This window comes from Gardnerella piotii, assembly GCF_049815665.1.
GTDB classification, from domain to species: Bacteria; Actinomycetota; Actinomycetes; order Actinomycetales; family Bifidobacteriaceae; genus Bifidobacterium; species Bifidobacterium piotii.
The window spans coordinates 617,321-634,399 of sequence record NZ_CP187450.1 but is presented as its reverse complement, the minus strand read 5'-3'; the positions used below and the strand labels follow the sequence as shown (position 1 = coordinate 634,399).

Annotated in this window: 14 protein-coding genes; 7 read left to right on the top strand and 7 right to left on the bottom strand. The window is 38.4% G+C overall.

All coding sequences use genetic code 11. From position 1 onward, the window contains the following. Positions 1-89: 89 nt before the first annotated feature. On the bottom strand, positions 90-698 hold the full coding sequence (locus ACPEIW_RS02715; RefSeq protein ID WP_425664240.1) for a pyroglutamyl-peptidase I: 609 nt from the start codon (positions 696-698) through the stop codon (positions 90-92). Between the two features lie 346 nt (positions 699-1,044). On the opposite strand from ACPEIW_RS02715, the gene nox reads away from it, so the two are divergent. Further along, a complete protein-coding gene (gene nox / locus ACPEIW_RS02710; RefSeq protein ID WP_421778904.1) occupies positions 1,045-2,385 on the top strand; it encodes a H2O-forming NADH oxidase in 1,341 nt (446 codons plus the stop codon). A 234-nt stretch (positions 2,386-2,619) separates the two neighbouring features. After that, positions 2,620-3,753, top strand: coding sequence for a 4-hydroxybutyrate dehydrogenase (locus ACPEIW_RS02705; protein WP_425664237.1), 1,134 nt, complete (start codon positions 2,620-2,622; stop codon positions 3,751-3,753). A gap of 90 nt (positions 3,754-3,843) precedes the next feature. Here ACPEIW_RS02705 and ACPEIW_RS02700 read toward each other — a convergent pair whose 3' ends face one another. Then, positions 3,844-5,922 carry a YhgE/Pip family protein gene (locus ACPEIW_RS02700; RefSeq protein WP_425664235.1) on the bottom strand — a complete coding sequence of 693 codons (2,079 nt, stop codon included), beginning with the start codon at positions 5,920-5,922 and terminating at the stop codon, positions 3,844-3,846. Next, positions 5,912-6,655: an ATP-binding cassette domain-containing protein gene (locus ACPEIW_RS02695; protein WP_425664233.1), complete on the bottom strand. Its 744-nt coding sequence runs from the start codon at positions 6,653-6,655 to the stop codon at positions 5,912-5,914. The genes ACPEIW_RS02700 and ACPEIW_RS02695 overlap by 11 nt, the downstream gene beginning before the upstream one ends. Positions 6,656-7,241: 586 nt before the next feature. Here ACPEIW_RS02695 and ACPEIW_RS02690 point away from each other — a divergent pair. Beyond that, positions 7,242-8,573, top strand: coding sequence for a Na+/H+ antiporter NhaC family protein (locus tag ACPEIW_RS02690; RefSeq protein ID WP_425664231.1), 1,332 nt, complete (start codon positions 7,242-7,244; stop codon positions 8,571-8,573). Between the two features lie 259 nt (positions 8,574-8,832). On the opposite strand, the gene ACPEIW_RS02685 is transcribed toward ACPEIW_RS02690, so the two are convergent. From ACPEIW_RS02685 to ACPEIW_RS02670, 4 genes are all read right to left on the bottom strand, one after another. Continuing rightward, positions 8,833-10,599 carry an ABC transporter ATP-binding protein gene (locus tag ACPEIW_RS02685; protein WP_425664228.1) on the bottom strand — a complete coding sequence of 589 codons (1,767 nt, stop codon included), beginning with the start codon at positions 10,597-10,599 and terminating at the stop codon, positions 8,833-8,835. A gap of 286 nt (positions 10,600-10,885) precedes the next feature. Then, complete coding sequence (locus ACPEIW_RS02680; RefSeq protein ID WP_128814001.1) at positions 10,886-11,695, bottom strand: nucleoside phosphorylase; 810 nt, start codon at positions 11,693-11,695, stop codon at positions 10,886-10,888. Between the two features lie 181 nt (positions 11,696-11,876). Beyond that, positions 11,877-12,431: a LemA family protein gene (locus tag ACPEIW_RS02675; protein WP_128814000.1), complete on the bottom strand. Its 555-nt coding sequence runs from the start codon at positions 12,429-12,431 to the stop codon at positions 11,877-11,879. A 96-nt stretch (positions 12,432-12,527) separates the two neighbouring features. Further along, complete coding sequence (locus ACPEIW_RS02670) at positions 12,528-13,514, bottom strand: DUF3137 domain-containing protein (RefSeq protein ID WP_425664386.1); 987 nt, start codon at positions 13,512-13,514, stop codon at positions 12,528-12,530. Positions 13,515-13,885: 371 nt separating this feature from the next. On the opposite strand from ACPEIW_RS02670, the gene ACPEIW_RS02665 reads away from it, so the two are divergent. The 4 genes from ACPEIW_RS02665 to ACPEIW_RS02650 all read left to right on the top strand — a co-directional run bounded on the left by ACPEIW_RS02665 (position 13,886) and on the right by ACPEIW_RS02650 (position 17,013). Continuing rightward, positions 13,886-14,485: an ECF transporter S component gene (locus tag ACPEIW_RS02665; protein WP_415684202.1), complete on the top strand. Its 600-nt coding sequence runs from the start codon at positions 13,886-13,888 to the stop codon at positions 14,483-14,485. A 76-nt stretch (positions 14,486-14,561) separates the two neighbouring features. Further along, positions 14,562-15,362: an energy-coupling factor transporter transmembrane component T family protein gene (locus ACPEIW_RS02660; protein WP_425664225.1), complete on the top strand. Its 801-nt coding sequence runs from the start codon at positions 14,562-14,564 to the stop codon at positions 15,360-15,362. After that, the gene (locus ACPEIW_RS02655) at positions 15,344-16,198 is read left to right on the top strand and encodes an energy-coupling factor ABC transporter ATP-binding protein (protein ID WP_425664223.1); all 855 of its coding nucleotides are present in this window, start codon (positions 15,344-15,346) and stop codon (positions 16,196-16,198) included. The genes ACPEIW_RS02660 and ACPEIW_RS02655 overlap by 19 nt, the downstream gene beginning before the upstream one ends. Continuing rightward, positions 16,195-17,013: an energy-coupling factor ABC transporter ATP-binding protein gene (locus ACPEIW_RS02650; protein ID WP_425664221.1), complete on the top strand. Its 819-nt coding sequence runs from the start codon at positions 16,195-16,197 to the stop codon at positions 17,011-17,013. The genes ACPEIW_RS02655 and ACPEIW_RS02650 overlap by 4 nt, the downstream gene beginning before the upstream one ends. Positions 17,014-17,079 lie beyond the last annotated feature (66 nt).

The window sequence follows — 17,079 nt, the reverse complement described above, 5'->3', positions numbered from 1 at the left end:
GTGCTTGAGCAAGTATAGACAATAAATACTTCATACTATTTATTAGCAATTACTTACGAATTAAATATTTGATGGCGATTTATCTGCAATCACTTGCAATCATCTGCAATCACTCGCAGTGCAATTTTAATGCCTCGAAGCATATCAGCTAAACTCATAGAACTCGTGCTCGGCTTATTGAGAACCTGCTCAGGCAAATACGGAACGTGAATGAAACCGCTCTTAATTGGCAATTTTTTAGTCTGGCAATAATTACAAACACTGTAAAGCACGTCATTACATACGTACGCACCCGCAGAAAAAGACACAGCCGCAGGCAATTTCGCTTTATTTAAAGCGTCAACTATGTTCACAACTGGCAAAGTCGCTTTATAAGCCACATCACCATCCTGCACAACAGACTCATACCAAGGCTTATATCCACTATTATCTGGTATGCGCGCAGCTCTACAGTTAATGCCAACATATTCAACGTTAAAACAAGCAGAACCGCCAAATTGCCCTAGCGAAAGCACAGCATTAGGATGAACTTCCTCTATTTTCTCAATAACTTTTTGCGCACCCTTGTTAAATTCCGTAGGAATCTGCAAACGAACAAGTTCCACACCCTCAGGCGCAGGCACTGATTGCGCAATCTCCCACGAAGGATTTATAGACTCATTATCAAACGGCGTAAAACCAGTAATCAAAATACGCATTACAATACCCCCTCATACAACTCTCACTTATCAAACTTTATAAAACTTTATCAAACTTTATCAAAATATATTGCGAAAACTATATATACACGAATGCACTTGTATAAAACATTCATGATTCTATTACTTATTTCACTTTTATAGCAAAGATTAAATAGTAATTACAACTTATACAATAATCGCAAAACAACACACCTAGACTCACGATTAGCCAGACTCGTCGTAGTGTAATATGATTAGCTACTAGCGCGTGCTTAACGAACAATGTTGTTAACAGCGCGCATAAAACCATATAAATACAGAAAATACAGATAAATCAAAAGTCAATGACGAAAAGAGATTACCGATGACCAAGATTATTCAGATTGGCGCAAATCATGCTGGCACTGCCTGCGCTAACACCATTTTGAGCTACCCAGGAAACGATCTTACAATCTACGATCAGAATAGCAACATTTCCTTCCTTGGCTGCGGTATGGCTTTGTGGATCGGCAAGCAGATTCAAAGCAGCGATGGCCTGTTCTACCAGAAGCCAGAAGATTTCGTTAAAAAGGGCGCTAAGGTAAATCTTGAAAGCAAAGTTCTAGACATTGATTACGCAAAGAAAGAAGTAACAGTCGAGCTTAAAGACGGATCGGTTATTCACGATTCTTACGATAAACTCGTTCTAGCTACTGGCAGCCTTCCAAACAAGCCACGCATTAAGGGCATTGACTTGGAAAACGTGCAAATGGTAAAGCTTTTCCAAAACGCGCAAACTGTTATTGCTAAGCTTCAAGAGCGCGATTTTAATAACGTTGTAGTTCTTGGCGGCGGCTACATTGGCGTGGAACTTGCTGAAGCTTTTAAGCGTTTGAACAAAAACGTGACTCTTATTGACATGGAAGACCATATTCTTAACGGCTACTTTGACCCAGAGTTTTCCGATAATTTAAAGAGAATTATGGAAGATAAGGGCATTAAGTTTGAGCTTGGTCAAGCTGTTGAAGAGATTGTTGGAGATACTGAAGTTAAGGCTGTTAAAACAAACAAGGGCACTTACGATGCCGACATGGTGATTTGCGCCATTGGATTCCACCCAAATGTTGCTCTTGGAAAAGATCATTTGAAGCAATACGAAAATGGCGCTTTCCTAGTTGACAAGAAGCAGCAAACTTCCGACCCAGATGTGTACGCTATTGGCGATTGCGCTACAATCTACGACAACGCTCGAAGCCGCGTAAACTACATTGCGCTTGCTACTAATGCCGTTAGAAGCGGCTTGATTGCAGGCCACAACGTTTGCGGAACTCCTGTAGAAACCGAGGGCGTGCAAGGCTCTAGCGCAATGATGATCTACGACTACAAGCTTGTTTGCACTGGTTTGAGCTTAACGGCTGCTCAAAAAGAGGGCATGGACGTTGACTACGTTGATTTTGAAGATACACAAAAGCCTGCGTTTATGGAAGTTGAGAATCCAAAAGTTAAGATTCGCATTGTTTACAAGAAGGATTCTAAGGTGATTGTTGGATGCCAATTGGCTTCTAACTACGATATGTCTGCAGCAATCCACCTGTTCTCTCTTGCTATTCAAAAGAAAGTCACGATTAAAGAGCTTGCATTGTGCGATATCTTCTTTATGCCTCACTTCAACCAGCCATACAACTACATTACGATGGCAGCTTACACGGCTTTGTTGAAGGGATGATTAGTTTCTGATTGGTTTAGGCTGAATCGCTTTTTATTGATTAGCTTAGGCTGAATCACTTTTTGCTGATTAGCTTATGATTAGCTTATTATTAGCTTAAATCGCGTTTATTAAACCAAGCAATTTGTTCTATAATGGAGCGGTTGCTTGGTTTTTTAATCATCCGCGCACAAATCGCGAACCAAAACGCGCATATTAGCGTAAGACGTACAAATTAAAACAAAGGAGTCTAGGATGAAGCAGCTATCTATTAAGCCAACTATTCACAAATTTGAAAATACGCGCGATTTTGCGCAAGAATTTAAGCTTGGCAAAGACGATTTGGTTATTACAAACCAATACATTTGGGAGCCTTATTTTGGCAGCTTGAACCTTGATTGCAATGTGATTTTCCAAGAAAACTACGGCAAGGGCGAGCCAAGCGACGAAATGGTTGATGCAATTGTTCGCGATATTCACACTACCCCAAAGCGCGTGATTGGCATTGGCGGCGGCACCGTTTTGGATATTTCTAAAGTTTGTGCTTTGAAGCAAACAAGCCCACTCGAAGACTTGATTGACGGCAAGATTCCTGCGCAAAAAGGCGCGGATCTTATTCTTGTTCCAACTACTTGCGGCACTGGATCCGAAGTTACCAACGTTGCCGTGTTCTCACTTACAAAGCGCAACACTAAAAAGGGCTTAGCAAACGATGCTTGCTACGCTACAGACGCTGTTCTTATTCCAGAATTGTTAAAGAGCCTTCCAGATTACGTTTTTGCAACCAGTTCTATTGATGCTCTTACGCATTCTATTGAGTCTGCGCTCTCCCCTATTGCAACCGAGCTTACAAAAATGTTTAGTTACAAGGCTTGCGGGCTTATTTTGCAAAGCTACATGCGAGTTGTTAAGGAAGGTAGCAGCGCTAAAAGCCAAGTTGTGGGCGATTTAGTTTCTGCAAGTCTTTACGCTGGTATTGCGTTTGGTAACGCTGGCTGCGGTTGCGTGCACGCTATGGCTTATCCGCTTGGCGGCACTTTCCATGTAGCTCATGGCGAGACGAACGCTGCTCTTCTTACAAGCGTTTTGCGCTACTACTCTAAGCACAACTCTGAAAACAGCACTAGCGCTGAAAATACTGAGCTTTCTAAGCTTTTTGACTTTATGGCAAATATTCTTGAATGCCAAAAGGCAGATGTATTAGATAAGCTTGACGAAGTTCTTAACACGATTCTCCCTAAGCACAAGCTTCACGAGTATGGCATGACCAAAGACATGATTCAAAGCTGGGCTTCAAGCGTTGTTAAAGAGCAGCAGCGACTCTTGAAGAACTCATACATGCATATGAGCGAAGATGCCATCGCCGAAGTCTATGCATCTACTTTCTAAAATCATATTTCACTAAAGATTTCACTAAAAAATAATCCCCACAACTAACAGAAGCTGTGGGGATTTTAATTATCATGCCTACTTTAAAGCTCACGGCTCAAGCGTTATTACAGGATGCAAATCAAACATAGTAACTGTGCGCTTCATGCGCGCAACAATGCTTGTTATAGCAATTGCAATAATGCCAAAGATTACAAGAATTCCAATGCTGGAGGCTATTGCTCCGCTGTTTCTTCCAGCCATTGCTTGACGAAGCCCAAGAATCGAGTACGTCATAGGCAAGTATGGGTGAACCGCCCTAAAGAACGATGGCGTCATTTGTACTGGGAAAGTTCCTGCAGAGCTAGTGATTTGCAGCATAAGCAGCACAATCGCAACTATTCTTCCTGGAATCTTAAACACTGCCATAATCATTTGCATTATGGCCATAAAGACTATTGACGCTATAATCCCCAATGCGTAGAATGCAGCAACATTGTCGATTTGCAACTTCAACGCTCCGTGAACAACGCCCATAAGAATTACAGCTTGCACAACGCCCATAATCACAAACGGCGTAAAACTAATAAGCGCACTTTTAAGCGGATTCATGCCATTAAGAATTGCTCGCCTATCCATAACCCTTAAAACAAAGGTTGCCATAAGCGCGCCAACCCAAAGGCCTATCGAAATAAAGTAAGGTGCAAAGCCAGTTCCGTAGTTTTCAACATGCGAATAATTATGCTCTTTAAGCGCAACTGGAGCACTCATCATCTTACTTTTTTGCTTAATATTGTTGATTTTGCTAGAGCTTTGTGCGCTTTTAAGGCCTTCATGCAACTTTTTAGCTCCTTCAGCAAGCTTTGGCGTATTTTCAGAAAGCTTTTGAACTCCAGAATTAAGCTTGCTCGAGCCATCTACTATTTTTGCAGACCCAAGTGCAGCAGAATTAATACCATTATTGAGCTTTTCACTGCCATTGCTTACTTTATTAAGACCTTCCGCCAGCTTATTTGCTCCAGCGGAAAGCTGCGACGAGCCATTGTGAACGCTTGATATTCCTTTAGAAACGGCGTCAACTCCAGCTTTTATCTTCAAGCTACCAGAAGAAAGTGCTCCAGCACCTTGGCTCAATGCCGAAAGATTCGTCTCTAAGAGCTTAGAATTTTCACTTAAGCCTCCTGCAAGACCTTGCAATTTTTCTAACACAATCTCTTTAGTTACAAGCGGATTTTGCGCTTCAACAAGCAATTGAGCAAGCTGATTTTTTGTAGCCTCGTTTCCTGCTTTAACATGTTCTTCAAGCTGCGCACTAGAATCCGAAAGCTTTTGCGCGCCATTATATAGTTCGTCTGTAGCGTTATATAACGTTTGCGCTCCACTATTTAGCTGATTTGCGCCATTTGCCAAATCGTTAGTTTTTTGCGCTAATGTTTGCGCTCCATCTTTGCTTTGCGCATTTGCATTTTTAAGCGATTGCGCTCCTTTTTGAAGCTCTCCCAATCCGTTTTGTAGTTTTTGCAAAGATTGAGTAAGCTTGATTGATCCGTCAGCAAGCTTATCTACTCCGCCATTAAGCGATTGCATTCCAGCGCTTAAATCGCCAGAACCACTCACTGCCGAATTAAGAGAATCAGAAGCAGAATTTACTTTTTCAAACATATGCTCCCAATATTCTTGAGCAATCGCCTCGCTAATTTCGCTTCGCATAGTGCGGAAAGCAGTTTTACCGATTTGTGAAGCCAGCATATTGCTTGCTTGATCATACTTTACGTGTAGCTTTGCTTTAGTCGGAGTATCGTATTGCGCAGAAGCAATGCACTTACTAAAAGACGATGGAATAGTTGCTACCATAAAATAATCGCCATTTTTAAGACCTTTGTTTGCTTTAGCGCTATCTACAAAGTTCCACTGGAATCCTTCACTTCCATCTTTTTGATTCTTTAAACGATTCTTGATTTCGTGGCCAATGTTACGCATTTTGCCATTTATAATCGCACCGCTATCTTCCACAACAACAGCCACAGGCACAGTATCCAAAGTCTTATAAGGATTTGTAAACGCCCATAAATACAGCGACCCATATAAAAGTGGTATTAAGGCTACTGTTCCAATAACAAGCTTTCGAGCTTTACCTTTTATAGCATTATTTAATTCACGAAACGCAAGAACAATAGTATTAACGCGCATTCTTACCATCTCCATTTTTGTTAAGCTCAGAATCTTCGCTGTAACTTGCACGACTTAGCCTTAAAACTTGATCCGCTTGCTTTTCTAACTCGCTTTGCAAAACTCCCACGCAGCACGAGCAAAAGTGTTTGCTAACGTATGCGCGAATGTCTGCAAGCAAGCATTCACTTTGCTCACTTGTAAGCTCAGTTTCTACGCCGTCTACAAAAAGAATCCACGGCTTTTTTAGTAGCGCAAGCGCAATTCCTAATCTCATGCGCTCGCATGGCGTTAAATCACCAATAGCAGTTTCTCTAGGAGATAACACTTTCCAATACGCTAGAACGTTATACGCGTATTGATGTAGAGCTTCGCGATTTTTAACATTATTCTTGTATTGTTCGCGGAAAAGCGGCGATGCACTCGCGAGTTTTAGCTCGCTCATAAGCGCTTCTTCTATTGTTTGAGTGTTATAGAATTCGTTGATTCCGCTAAATAATCCGAGTCCAACATATTGACGTGATTCTTTTGTGTCTGCTGGAAGATTCAAGTTTGCGATTTTTAACGTTCCATTCGTAAACTTCATGTAGCCAGACAATGCTAGTAGTAGAGCAGACTTTCCAGAGCCGTGTTCTCCCGAGATTGCAACGATTTGATGAGGCTCAACTTTTAATGACACATCCCAGAATGGAGTTCTTGTAAATCTTTTTGATCCTAATTCTTTCGCTTCTATAAGCGTTTGTTCCTCTTGCATAATTTGTTTGCTGCAAAGTAGCGATGTCATACATTTTTAAATGGTATACATTTTTAATGTTGCTATCGAAATTGCTATGCATTCCTCCTTTGTGTTTAACTAATATTTTTCAATTTTTAATTTTCAATTTTTAATTTTGTTTCAATTTTTAATTTTTATTGATTTTTTATTTTTGATTTTCGACTCAATCTTCAATTTGATGCTGCTTAAACTCGATTTTTGCAGCCACTTATATTGCGTTATTGCAACAAAATTGTGTAAAACAAGGAATTAATTATTTTGTTAATTCTTTGCGAACACCTTCATGGTACTCTTCAAGGTGAACAAATACTAACTTATTTTTGAACATTTTGTTCATTTGTCTATATTTTAGCTCTAAAAACACGCTATATATAACAAAATCTCACATTTTTGATTTAATCATGTAAATTTCAAGCATACTTAATATTTTTATTCTGCCAATAAAAATACTACGTACGTCTTTATGATATTGTCTTTAATTATTAAAATTTAAAATTATCAAAATTAAAAAACATATTATTACAAACATCAAAATGAAGATAACTTTAAAAAGAGGTGAAACAGTATGCAAATTTTAAACATTCTATGCAACCCAGTAATTGTATCGGTTGTAGTGTTATGCGCGTTAAGTCTTGCAAAACTCAATGTTTTACTCGCAATGATTGTTGCATGCATTGCAGGTGGCATTGCTGGCCATCTCCCTCTTTTTGGAGATGGAAGCCGCACTATTATGGCACTGCTTTGCGATGGTTTTTCCACAAACGCGCAAACTGCGCTCGCCTACATTCTTCTTGGTACTTTTGCAGAGGCAATTACAGCAACTGGCCTAGCTCAAATCATTTCTAAAAAAATTAGCAAAATTATTGGCACTAACAAATTCATTCTTCTTGCAGTTCTAACAATTATTGCGTGTATGTCTCAAAATATTGTGCCTGTTCACATTGCTTACATTCCTATTCTTATTCCTCCGATTCTTTCCATTATGAACAAGCTTAAGCTAGATCGCCGCGCTGCCGCATGCTGCACTGCGTTCGGACTAGAAGTGCCATACATTGCTATTCCATTTGGCTTTGGTTTAATTTTCCAAACAGTTATTGCAACTAATCTTTCTAAAAATGGTATGAAAGTTAGCGTTTCAGACGTTAGCGCTGTGAACTGGTATTTGGGTGCTGCAATGCTTGCAGCTTTGCTGTTTGCAGTTTTTGTTCTATACAGAAAGCCTCGCGAATATAAAACCACCGAAGCAGATACTCGCGCTGCGGACGCTGTTGTTGGCCCGCTTACTAAAGCACACTACGTAACCATTCTTGCGATTATTGTTGTTGTAGTAGTGCAAGTTATTAGTAAGGATCTTTCACTTTCTTCTCTTGCAGGTCTTGCAACCATGATTATTTTTGGCGCAATAAAGTGGAAAGACATCGACAAGCAGCTTATGGGCGGCGTTAAACTTATGGGTCTTATTGCATTTATTATGCTCATTGCTGGCGGCTACGCTAACGTGATTCAAGCTACGGGCGGAGTTAATGAGCTTGTACACCTTGGCGTTGCTTGTATGGGTCAAAACAAGCTAATCGCTGCATTCGTTATTACGATTATTGGCTTGCTTGTTACTATGGGCATCGGCACCTCGTTTGGCACGGTTCCTATTCTTGCAGTTTTGTTCGTGCCTCTTTGCCAAAGCATTGGTTTTAGCACTCCTGCAACAATTCTTCTTATGTCTTCCGCTGCAGCTCTTGGTGACGCAGGCTCCCCTGCTTCCGATACAACGCTTGGTCCTACTTCTGGCTTAAATGCAGATGGTCAACACAGTCACATTTGGGATACTTGCATTCCAACATTCCTTATCTTCAACATTCCACTTATGGCTGCAGGCATTGTAATATCTCAGTTTATTTAGCATTTAGCTGAAAGTCACAAACAATACACATCTAATAAACGCTGGTGAAGATTTTTGCCATTCACGGCAATTTTCTTCACCGCGCCAAGTAGGCGAACCTAACATACAGCCACCCACAAAGTAGCCAATCGCTGCAAATTCGCGGGCGATTGGCTACTATCGCAGAAAGCATGCTGCGTTAATATTTTTACAGAGCTTAAAATTGCACAGCGCATGCCAACAAACCAGCGCAAGCCAAGCCCAAGCCAAATCAACATACTCACATAGACACAGTGTAAAGCGAGTAGAAGTAAGCTTTCTGATTCATAAGGTTCTCAAAGCTTCCGCGCTCAATAAGCTCGCCACTTTTCATCACAAGAATCTCATCATATTGCTTAAGCGAATTAGCATCCAAGCGGTGAGTTATAACAAGTCGAAGAATTCCTTGCAAATCCAAAATAGACTGCGTTACGTTCGCGCTCGTCTCGTTATCTAGCGCACTCGTTGCCTCATCAACCAGCAGAATCTCGGACTTTTTAAGCAAGCTTCGCGCAATAGCAATACGCTGCTTTTCGCCGCCAGAAAGATGGCTACCGTTCTCACCGCACTGATAATCCTTGCCTTTAGCAGCAATCAAATCATCCAAACCAGCCAAGTGAATCACGCGATCTACCTCTGCGTCCGGGAACGGCTTAAACAGCGTAATATTATCTAAAATCGAAGCATCAAACATAAACACAGACTGCTGCATAAGAGTCGTCTTATCGTAAAGCGAACTCTTGCTCACATTGCTAAGTTCGTGATTATTCAGCTGCACGCTACCCTTATAATCCTTGTAGTAGCCCATAAGCAGATTAATCAAACTACTTTTACCAGCACCAGAAGGCCCCACTATCGCGTAAGATTTTCCAGATTGCAAACTAAGACTTACATTTTTCAAGACTTTATGATCCGCATCATAAGAATACGAAACATCTCGCAAAACAACACTTTTAATAGAATCGTCAATAATCTCGCCAGAATCTTCCTTAGCGTTACTCATATAATCAGCCATCTTGCTAATAAGCTTCTTAGCGCCCTTCATCTCGCCAAGCATTTGCGGAAGACTAGAAATAGGCTGAAGTACGCCATTCATCAAATTAGTAAAAGCTAAAACCATTCCAGCAGTAATAACACCAACGTGAGCGTTAACCATCCAAGCGCCAACAAGCATCACTCCAAGCTGAGTTCCAAGGCTGGAAATTGTGCCAAGAGCAGAAACAGTAGTCATTGTTTTCTCGCGAAGATTCTTTGTATGCTCAAGCTCCATCGACTGATTCTGATAACGATCAATAACCTCCTGCTCCGCCTTAAAACTCTTAATAACAGAAACTCCGTTCAAAACATCCTTCGTCAGGGCCGTATAAGACTCATTCGACTTAGAAACCTGCTCCTCTCGAGTGGCGATTTCGTTAGCTGTAAGAATCGAGCACGCCATAGGAAGCACAGAAATAACAAGAGCAATAACAGTGAGCAGCGGACTGTAGTAAATCATAAGAGCTAGCGAGCTTACAAGCATAAGAACGTCTTGAACAAAATCAAAAATCTTCTTCAAATACTTTTCTTGAATACGCTCGCAATCATTAGTGAGCACAGAAAGATACGTGCCGGAATTTGCAAGCGAAAAATCACTATAACTCTTTTTTAAAAGCTTCTTAATAACAGACTCTTTATACTGATTCATTGCTTTTTCAAGAAAGCGAGGATACGCGCTGCGCTTCAACGCAAAAATCAGTGAGATTACCAGCATAAAGGAAGCGACAAGCAGCAAAATAGTAGTTAGAGAGAAGTCTCCTTTGCCAGACATATAGTCGAAAATAATTTGCAAAATCCAAGAAATAGCAGTGTAAATCATAGACAAGGCAATAAAAACTATCATCGAAAGAAAAGCTACAAGTTTGTTTTCTTTGAAAAATAGTTTTACGTAATTTTTTACGTCGGGATGCAGTGCGGATGATTTCTTATTTGCCGATGATTGCTGATTTGCCACATTGTCAGTTTTACTCATTCTCGCTACCTCTCACTTCCTTTATATATCTCTTCTATTTCTACCATCTCTACTATCTCTTCTCTAATATCATTTTCGTAAGCAGCATCTTCATAAGCTATTTGCTTATTCACTCGCTACAAAGCATTGAAAGCTACACTATCATACTTATCATGATTATTAACCCTTAACGTAATACTTAAACGCATTTTTATACGTAATTCTTGACAGAAATAATAAGCATAGAGTTAAAAAAAAAAAATCAAATTAAAACACTGATTCCATATGTAATATCAGTGTAAACGTGTCAAATGCGCAACGCTGCTTCAATACAAAGCTCAAGAGCATACGCTTTAGAATCCCCACCCCAATTGCGCTCATCGTAATTTTCAACATCGTGCAAAGTATCTGCAGTGTAAAGAATCTCACCCCAAACAATCCCACGCATTTGTGCACAAGCCGCTAAAGCAGAACACTCCATCTCAACAACCGCGCATCCCTCTTGCTTACGACTAGCAACTTTCGTCTTAGTCTCACGGAAAAACCCATCCGTAGTCCACGTTTTAACTTCATGATAAGGCAAATTATGCGCCTGCAAGGTTTGTAAAATAGCACGTCTCGAGCGCTCTGAAACATCAACATAACGACTTGGAGGCAAATAATGATAAGAAGTCCCCTCATCCCTTAAAGCTTTATACGGAACCAGAAAAACGTTTTCCGCATAATCAACTAGAGATCCGCAAGAACCAGCACTAACAACTTCGCTAACACCGTAAGAAATCAGCCAGTCTAAGATCTGAACAGCAGCAGGAGCGCCAACTGGAGCCTGCACTAAGCAGATTTTTTGCGTTTCTTCTTCTACTTCGCTGTTTGTATTTTCTCTTACTTTTTTCTCTACTTTCTCTTCCAAAACATATATTGGATATACTTTAGTTGCAGACTCAAAATTTGCTACAATCGTAGCTTTCCTGCTTAAAGCATACTGATCGATTTCATCGCCTAAGAAAGCAAAAACCGCTTTATATGGGAGCTGAACGGAAATATTATCGTGATTCGGCGTTAAAACCGCACTTTTATCGGAATCATACTCTAAAATCGGTAAATCATATTCTGTCATATAATCAGCTCCTTCATACAATAAGCTCCATCCTACAAGCACTCAATCCTATATACAAATACACGCATTAGTACGCAAAGATTATAAAAAGTAGCCAATCGATGCAAATTCGCGGGCGATTGGCTACTTCATATATGTATATGCCATCTAGCTAAAAATGCTATCTAGCTAAACATTTTCACTAGCCCAGTATGCTATCGATATTCTTCTTATTGCTTAGATCATCTTCATCAAGAAAATCCATCTGCTTTATTCCGCTTAATTTTGCAATAAGCGAAACTGGGAAAGTAACAATATTTTGATTAAGAGCGCTGATATTACTATTTACGATTCTTTTTGCTGCAGCCAGCTGCTCGTTTTCGTCGTTCACTTCTTCTTGCAAATTCAAAAATTGTTCTGAAGACTTTAATTCTGGGTAAGCTTCTGCCAAAGCAAAAATCTTCCCTATTGCATGATTCTGATTTCTCATTGCTTCGCTAGAATCCGCAGAGTTTAATCCTTCTCTTAAACTCACTAAATCCACTAATGTTGTTTTTTCGTATTTTGCAAACGACTGCGCAACTTTAAGCATTTGGCAAATCGTGTCGTATCTTTTAGCGAGCGCAATGTCAACGTTTTTTTGCGACTCTTCTATAATCACTCTATATTTTCTTAGTCTATTTAACGCGCCAATAAACCAACCAATAGCCACTACAAGCACTGCTGCAATAACTATTAAAATAGTTTCATAATCCATAATGTCTCCTTTATTTTTAGCCTTTTCTAGTCTTAATTATCTACAATTTTGTAATTCACTAGTATTGCAATTTCTACTTTTTCAATTTTATAGCTTCTAATTTTGCAATTTCTCTCTAATTACGCTGATTATTTCGTAATATTCAGCCAAAACATCTCTAAATTTTTCATATTCTCTTATTAAAGATAGGTTTTCTATTCCAGATTTTCCAGGAGCTCCTAATATATACCAACCAGAGTCAAAAGCTGCAATAATATGCTCGCTATCTAGATATATGCAAACTCTCATTCTTTTTTGCAAATTATTCAATGCTTCTATAAAACTTGGATCTAATACAAGCTTTGTATAAAAATCGTCTGTAGAAAAGATTGAATACGAGTTGTTAAATTCAATGGATTCTGTTTGAACTTCGCTCTCCTCTTTTGTTTTTTTACCATAGTATCCATTTAGTTTTTGCCCCATAAAGTTTTTTCCAGTAACGGGAACGATTCTAATATGACCATTTATATTGGTTTTTGTGTTTATTAATAAGACTTGACCAATAAAATCAGTTTTTTTAACAGTTTTTCCACTTTCACTTCTAGAAAAGTGTATTGCTTGCATGTTTGAAAATTCAGTTTTGAATTCATCGCCAAAAATTATGTGTTTATTTGAATAATACCTACTCGATATTGGCAGAAGATTATTAAAAATACTATTGTCAATTCCTTCAGAATTTTCTAATACCGTTCCTGGCAGAATCGCATTTAGAATCGGCGTTAAAACATTATTCGCATATAGAGTATTTACATCAACCTTATTCTTTACAAAAAACTTGCCAGCAAAGCAAACAACAAAAGCAACTATTATGAGTAAAGGATATTTATAAGTAGAGTAGTCAAACGAAGGAAGATAATTGCCAACAGCACCAATAATCAGCACTACTGGTATTAATGGGATTAAACGCATTGGGTCAAAAGCGTTATTTTTTATGCCTTCTTTTAACTCATTTAGTTTCCCTTGCATTTGGGGAGATTTTTCTAATTTATTAAGTCTTTCTAAAACTTCGGGATTTGTAAACACGTTACTATGTTTTACATTCATCGTCATCTCCCTCTTATAATCGCCAATATTTTTATAACAACATCTTTATAAAAGTCATAAAAGGCTCTTATATTTTTTTATCATAAATAATCATTATTTGGAATAGTTAAATTTGTGATAGCAAAATTTGGAATAGTCAAATTGGGAATAGTCAAATAGCAAAATAATAACAACTTTGATTTTGATATAAAAGTGATATAGCTGTGACTATTTTCAATAAAGACTTAATACAAAACAAATAACAAAGAACAAAATAACACAAAATAAACAATATAACAATTTATAACACATTAATTTTCAACTACTTTAATAACATTTCTCAAAGCGTATAATGAACTTGAATTTATTCCTTAACTGATAGGAAGTTCAAAATGGTAAATAAACTAAAAAATATTTGGAGCGTTAAATTAACTACCGCTTCACTCGTACTAATACCAGCCGCAATTGGCATAAATTATGTTGCAAAACTATTTGCCAGCATGCTAAAACTACCACTTTGGCTTGGCACATTAGGCACTTGCATTTCAGCATGCTTAGCTGGGCCTGTTGTGGGCGGAATTGCTGGATTTTTAACCAATATTGTCTACGGCTTAACAATTGATCCAATTTCTACAGTCTATAGCATTACAGCTGCAGCAATCGGCGTAAGCGTTGGAATCGCTGCACGACTAAAGTACATGAACAAAGGCTTGCACATTTTTATAACAAGCCTTATTGTTGCAGCAATCGCAATAATCATCTCTACACCTCTAAACATGATTTATTGGGGCGGAACCACTGGAAACGTTTGGGGTGACGCTGTTTTTGCAGCAATGGGTTCCAAAGGCTTCTTTGCATCATTCGTAGATGAGCTTGTTGTAGATATACCAGACAAGATTGTTGTTTTGTTCCTTGCAGCTGGAATTTATAAAGTTCTTCCTAAGAGTTTAATAGCTATTTATCAATCCGATGACGAAGATCTTGATAAATAAACGTTTATCGCAAGCAAATAAATCACATAAACTCTAAGTTCTACAAGTTTTTATAAGCACAATAAGACGAGATACTATGAAAAGCATCAGCCTATTTGAAGATAAGCATTCGTTTCTAAACGGACTATCTGCAAAAACCAAGCTTGCATACGTAATATGCGCTACAAGCACGCCGAGTTTACTTGGAGGCTACAGTTCTTTCGCTATCTTTATTATTTTGAGCCTAATCTTACTTGCAACATCAAGGGTCCTAGCAAAAATAAAAATCGTAATACAAGTTACCGGTTTTATTATTGTAACTATTTTTATAGTTCAGACTTTCTTTAGATCAGGAAATTACACGATTTTATTCAAACTAGGACCTTTGCTTGCTCGCAAAGAAGGTTTTGAAGTAGCAATGAAGATTGTGCTAAATATATTAAATATTTCGTTCGCGTTCTGTGTTTTAACACTTACAACTAAACCTTCCAATATGATGCAAGAGATGATACAAGCTGGTTTACCACCTAAAATGGGCTATGTTTTTGTCTCGCTATTTCAAATCATTCCTCAAATAACACAGCAAACTTCGACTATTGTTGACGCTCAAAGAAGCAGAGGATTGAAAACAAAAGGTTCCCTAATAACACGTTTCAAAGCTTTTTTGCCTTTAATATCCCCGATTATAATGTCTTCGTTTATGAGTTCTAAAGAAAGAACTATAGCTTTAGAAGTTCGCGGATTTTCGTGCAATAATCAAAAAACATTCATAAAACCATTTAAGCCAAGTAAATACAATACGCTATTTTTATGCGCTTGTTTAATTGTAATAATCGCATCTATTATTTATGCGTTACTTAATTATTTAGGATATGTAGCATGGCAGCTATTCATATAGAGCACTTAAAATATCGCTATCCTTATAGTAAAACTCTTGCGCTAGATGACATTTCCTGCGATATTCATAAAGGCGAATTTATTGGAATAATAGGCGCTAATGGAGCTGGAAAATCAACATTATCTCAAGCTATTTTAGGTCTTGTTCCTAATCTTTACCACGGAGCGTACGGCGGAAAAGTAGAGGTAGACGGTCTTAACGCAAAAACTACTCCAATAGGCAGTCTTTGCAAAAAAGTTGGACTGGTTTTTCAAAATCCTTTTAATCAAATTACTGGCTCTAAGCTTACTATGTATGAGGAGATTGCGTTTGGGCTGGAAAATATTGGCATTGAGCAAAACGAGATGCAAAATCGCGTAGAGAAAATTATGGAAATGCTCAACATTGCGCATCTTAAAGATTGTTCTCCATACGATTTATCTGGCGGCCAAATGCAACGCATGTCTATTGCCGCTATTTTAGTTATGCAACCAGAAGTAATAATTTTAGACGAGCCAACTTCGCAGCTTGATCCTAAAGGTTCCGAAGAGGTTTTTAAAGCAGTAGAATCCTTAAAAAATCAGGGTCAAACTATTATTATGGTTGAGCATAAAATGGAAAAAATCGCGCAATATAGCGACCGCGTAATGCTTTTAAGCGAAGGAAAACTTATTGATTTTGATACTCCGCAAAAAATCTTTTCTCGCGAAGACTTGGAAGAATATGGCGTAAATCCTCCTGTTTATACTCAAATTTGCAAAAAACTTTCGTTAAAAAACAGTAATGGATTGTACCCAATAACTCTTGAGCAAACGTCGCAAATTTTACGCTCGCACGAAGGGAATCGCTTGCAATGACTCCTACTATTGAAATACGAAATGTGTCTTTTTCTCATACTCCAACATCACAAATATTCAATAATCTGAATTTGTCTTTTGCGCCTGGAGCATGCGCTATTGTTGGTCAAAATGGCACTGGAAAAACAACTTTACTTAAAATCCTTAGAGGACTTCTTACTCCAAAATCTGGAAGCGTTTTATTAAATGGTAAAGATATTGCAGAATGTACTGTTCCCTCTCTTGCTAAAGATATTGGATTTGTATTCCAGAATCCAGATGACCAAATTTTTGAATCAACTGTTATACGCGAAGTAATGTTTGGACTTTTGAAAATTGGAATTGATAAGAGTCAAGCACTGATTCAAGCAAAAGAAAGTCTAAAACTCGTAGGACTTTTAGATAAAAGCGAGGTAAATCCTTACGATTTAAGTCTTTGCGAAAGGAAAATGGTTTCTATTGCGTCGATTTTAGCAATGGATACGCAAGTTGTTATTTTAGACGAGCCTACAATCGCCCAAGACGATTGCGGCAAAAATTGTATTGAATCAATTATTAAACACCTTGTTTTGCAAGGAAAGACTGTTATAGCTGTTCTTCACGATATGAATTTTGTGGCTAGAGTATTTAATCGCGTTGTTGTGCTTTCCAATGGCAAGGTTCTTTTTGACGGCACTACGCGAGACGCATTTATGCAAGATAACATACTTTTTAGCGCACAACTAGATAAGCCAGATGTTGTGAAGCTGTGTGAAAAGCTGGGTTATGAAAATACGTTCCTATCTGTTGAAGAGTTTGTGAACGATTATTTTAAGCGGAATAATCGCAAATACTAGCTTTTATTTTTACAGATTTATTTTTACAGATTTATAGTTGACATTCATATTGACGCGCTGCAATAA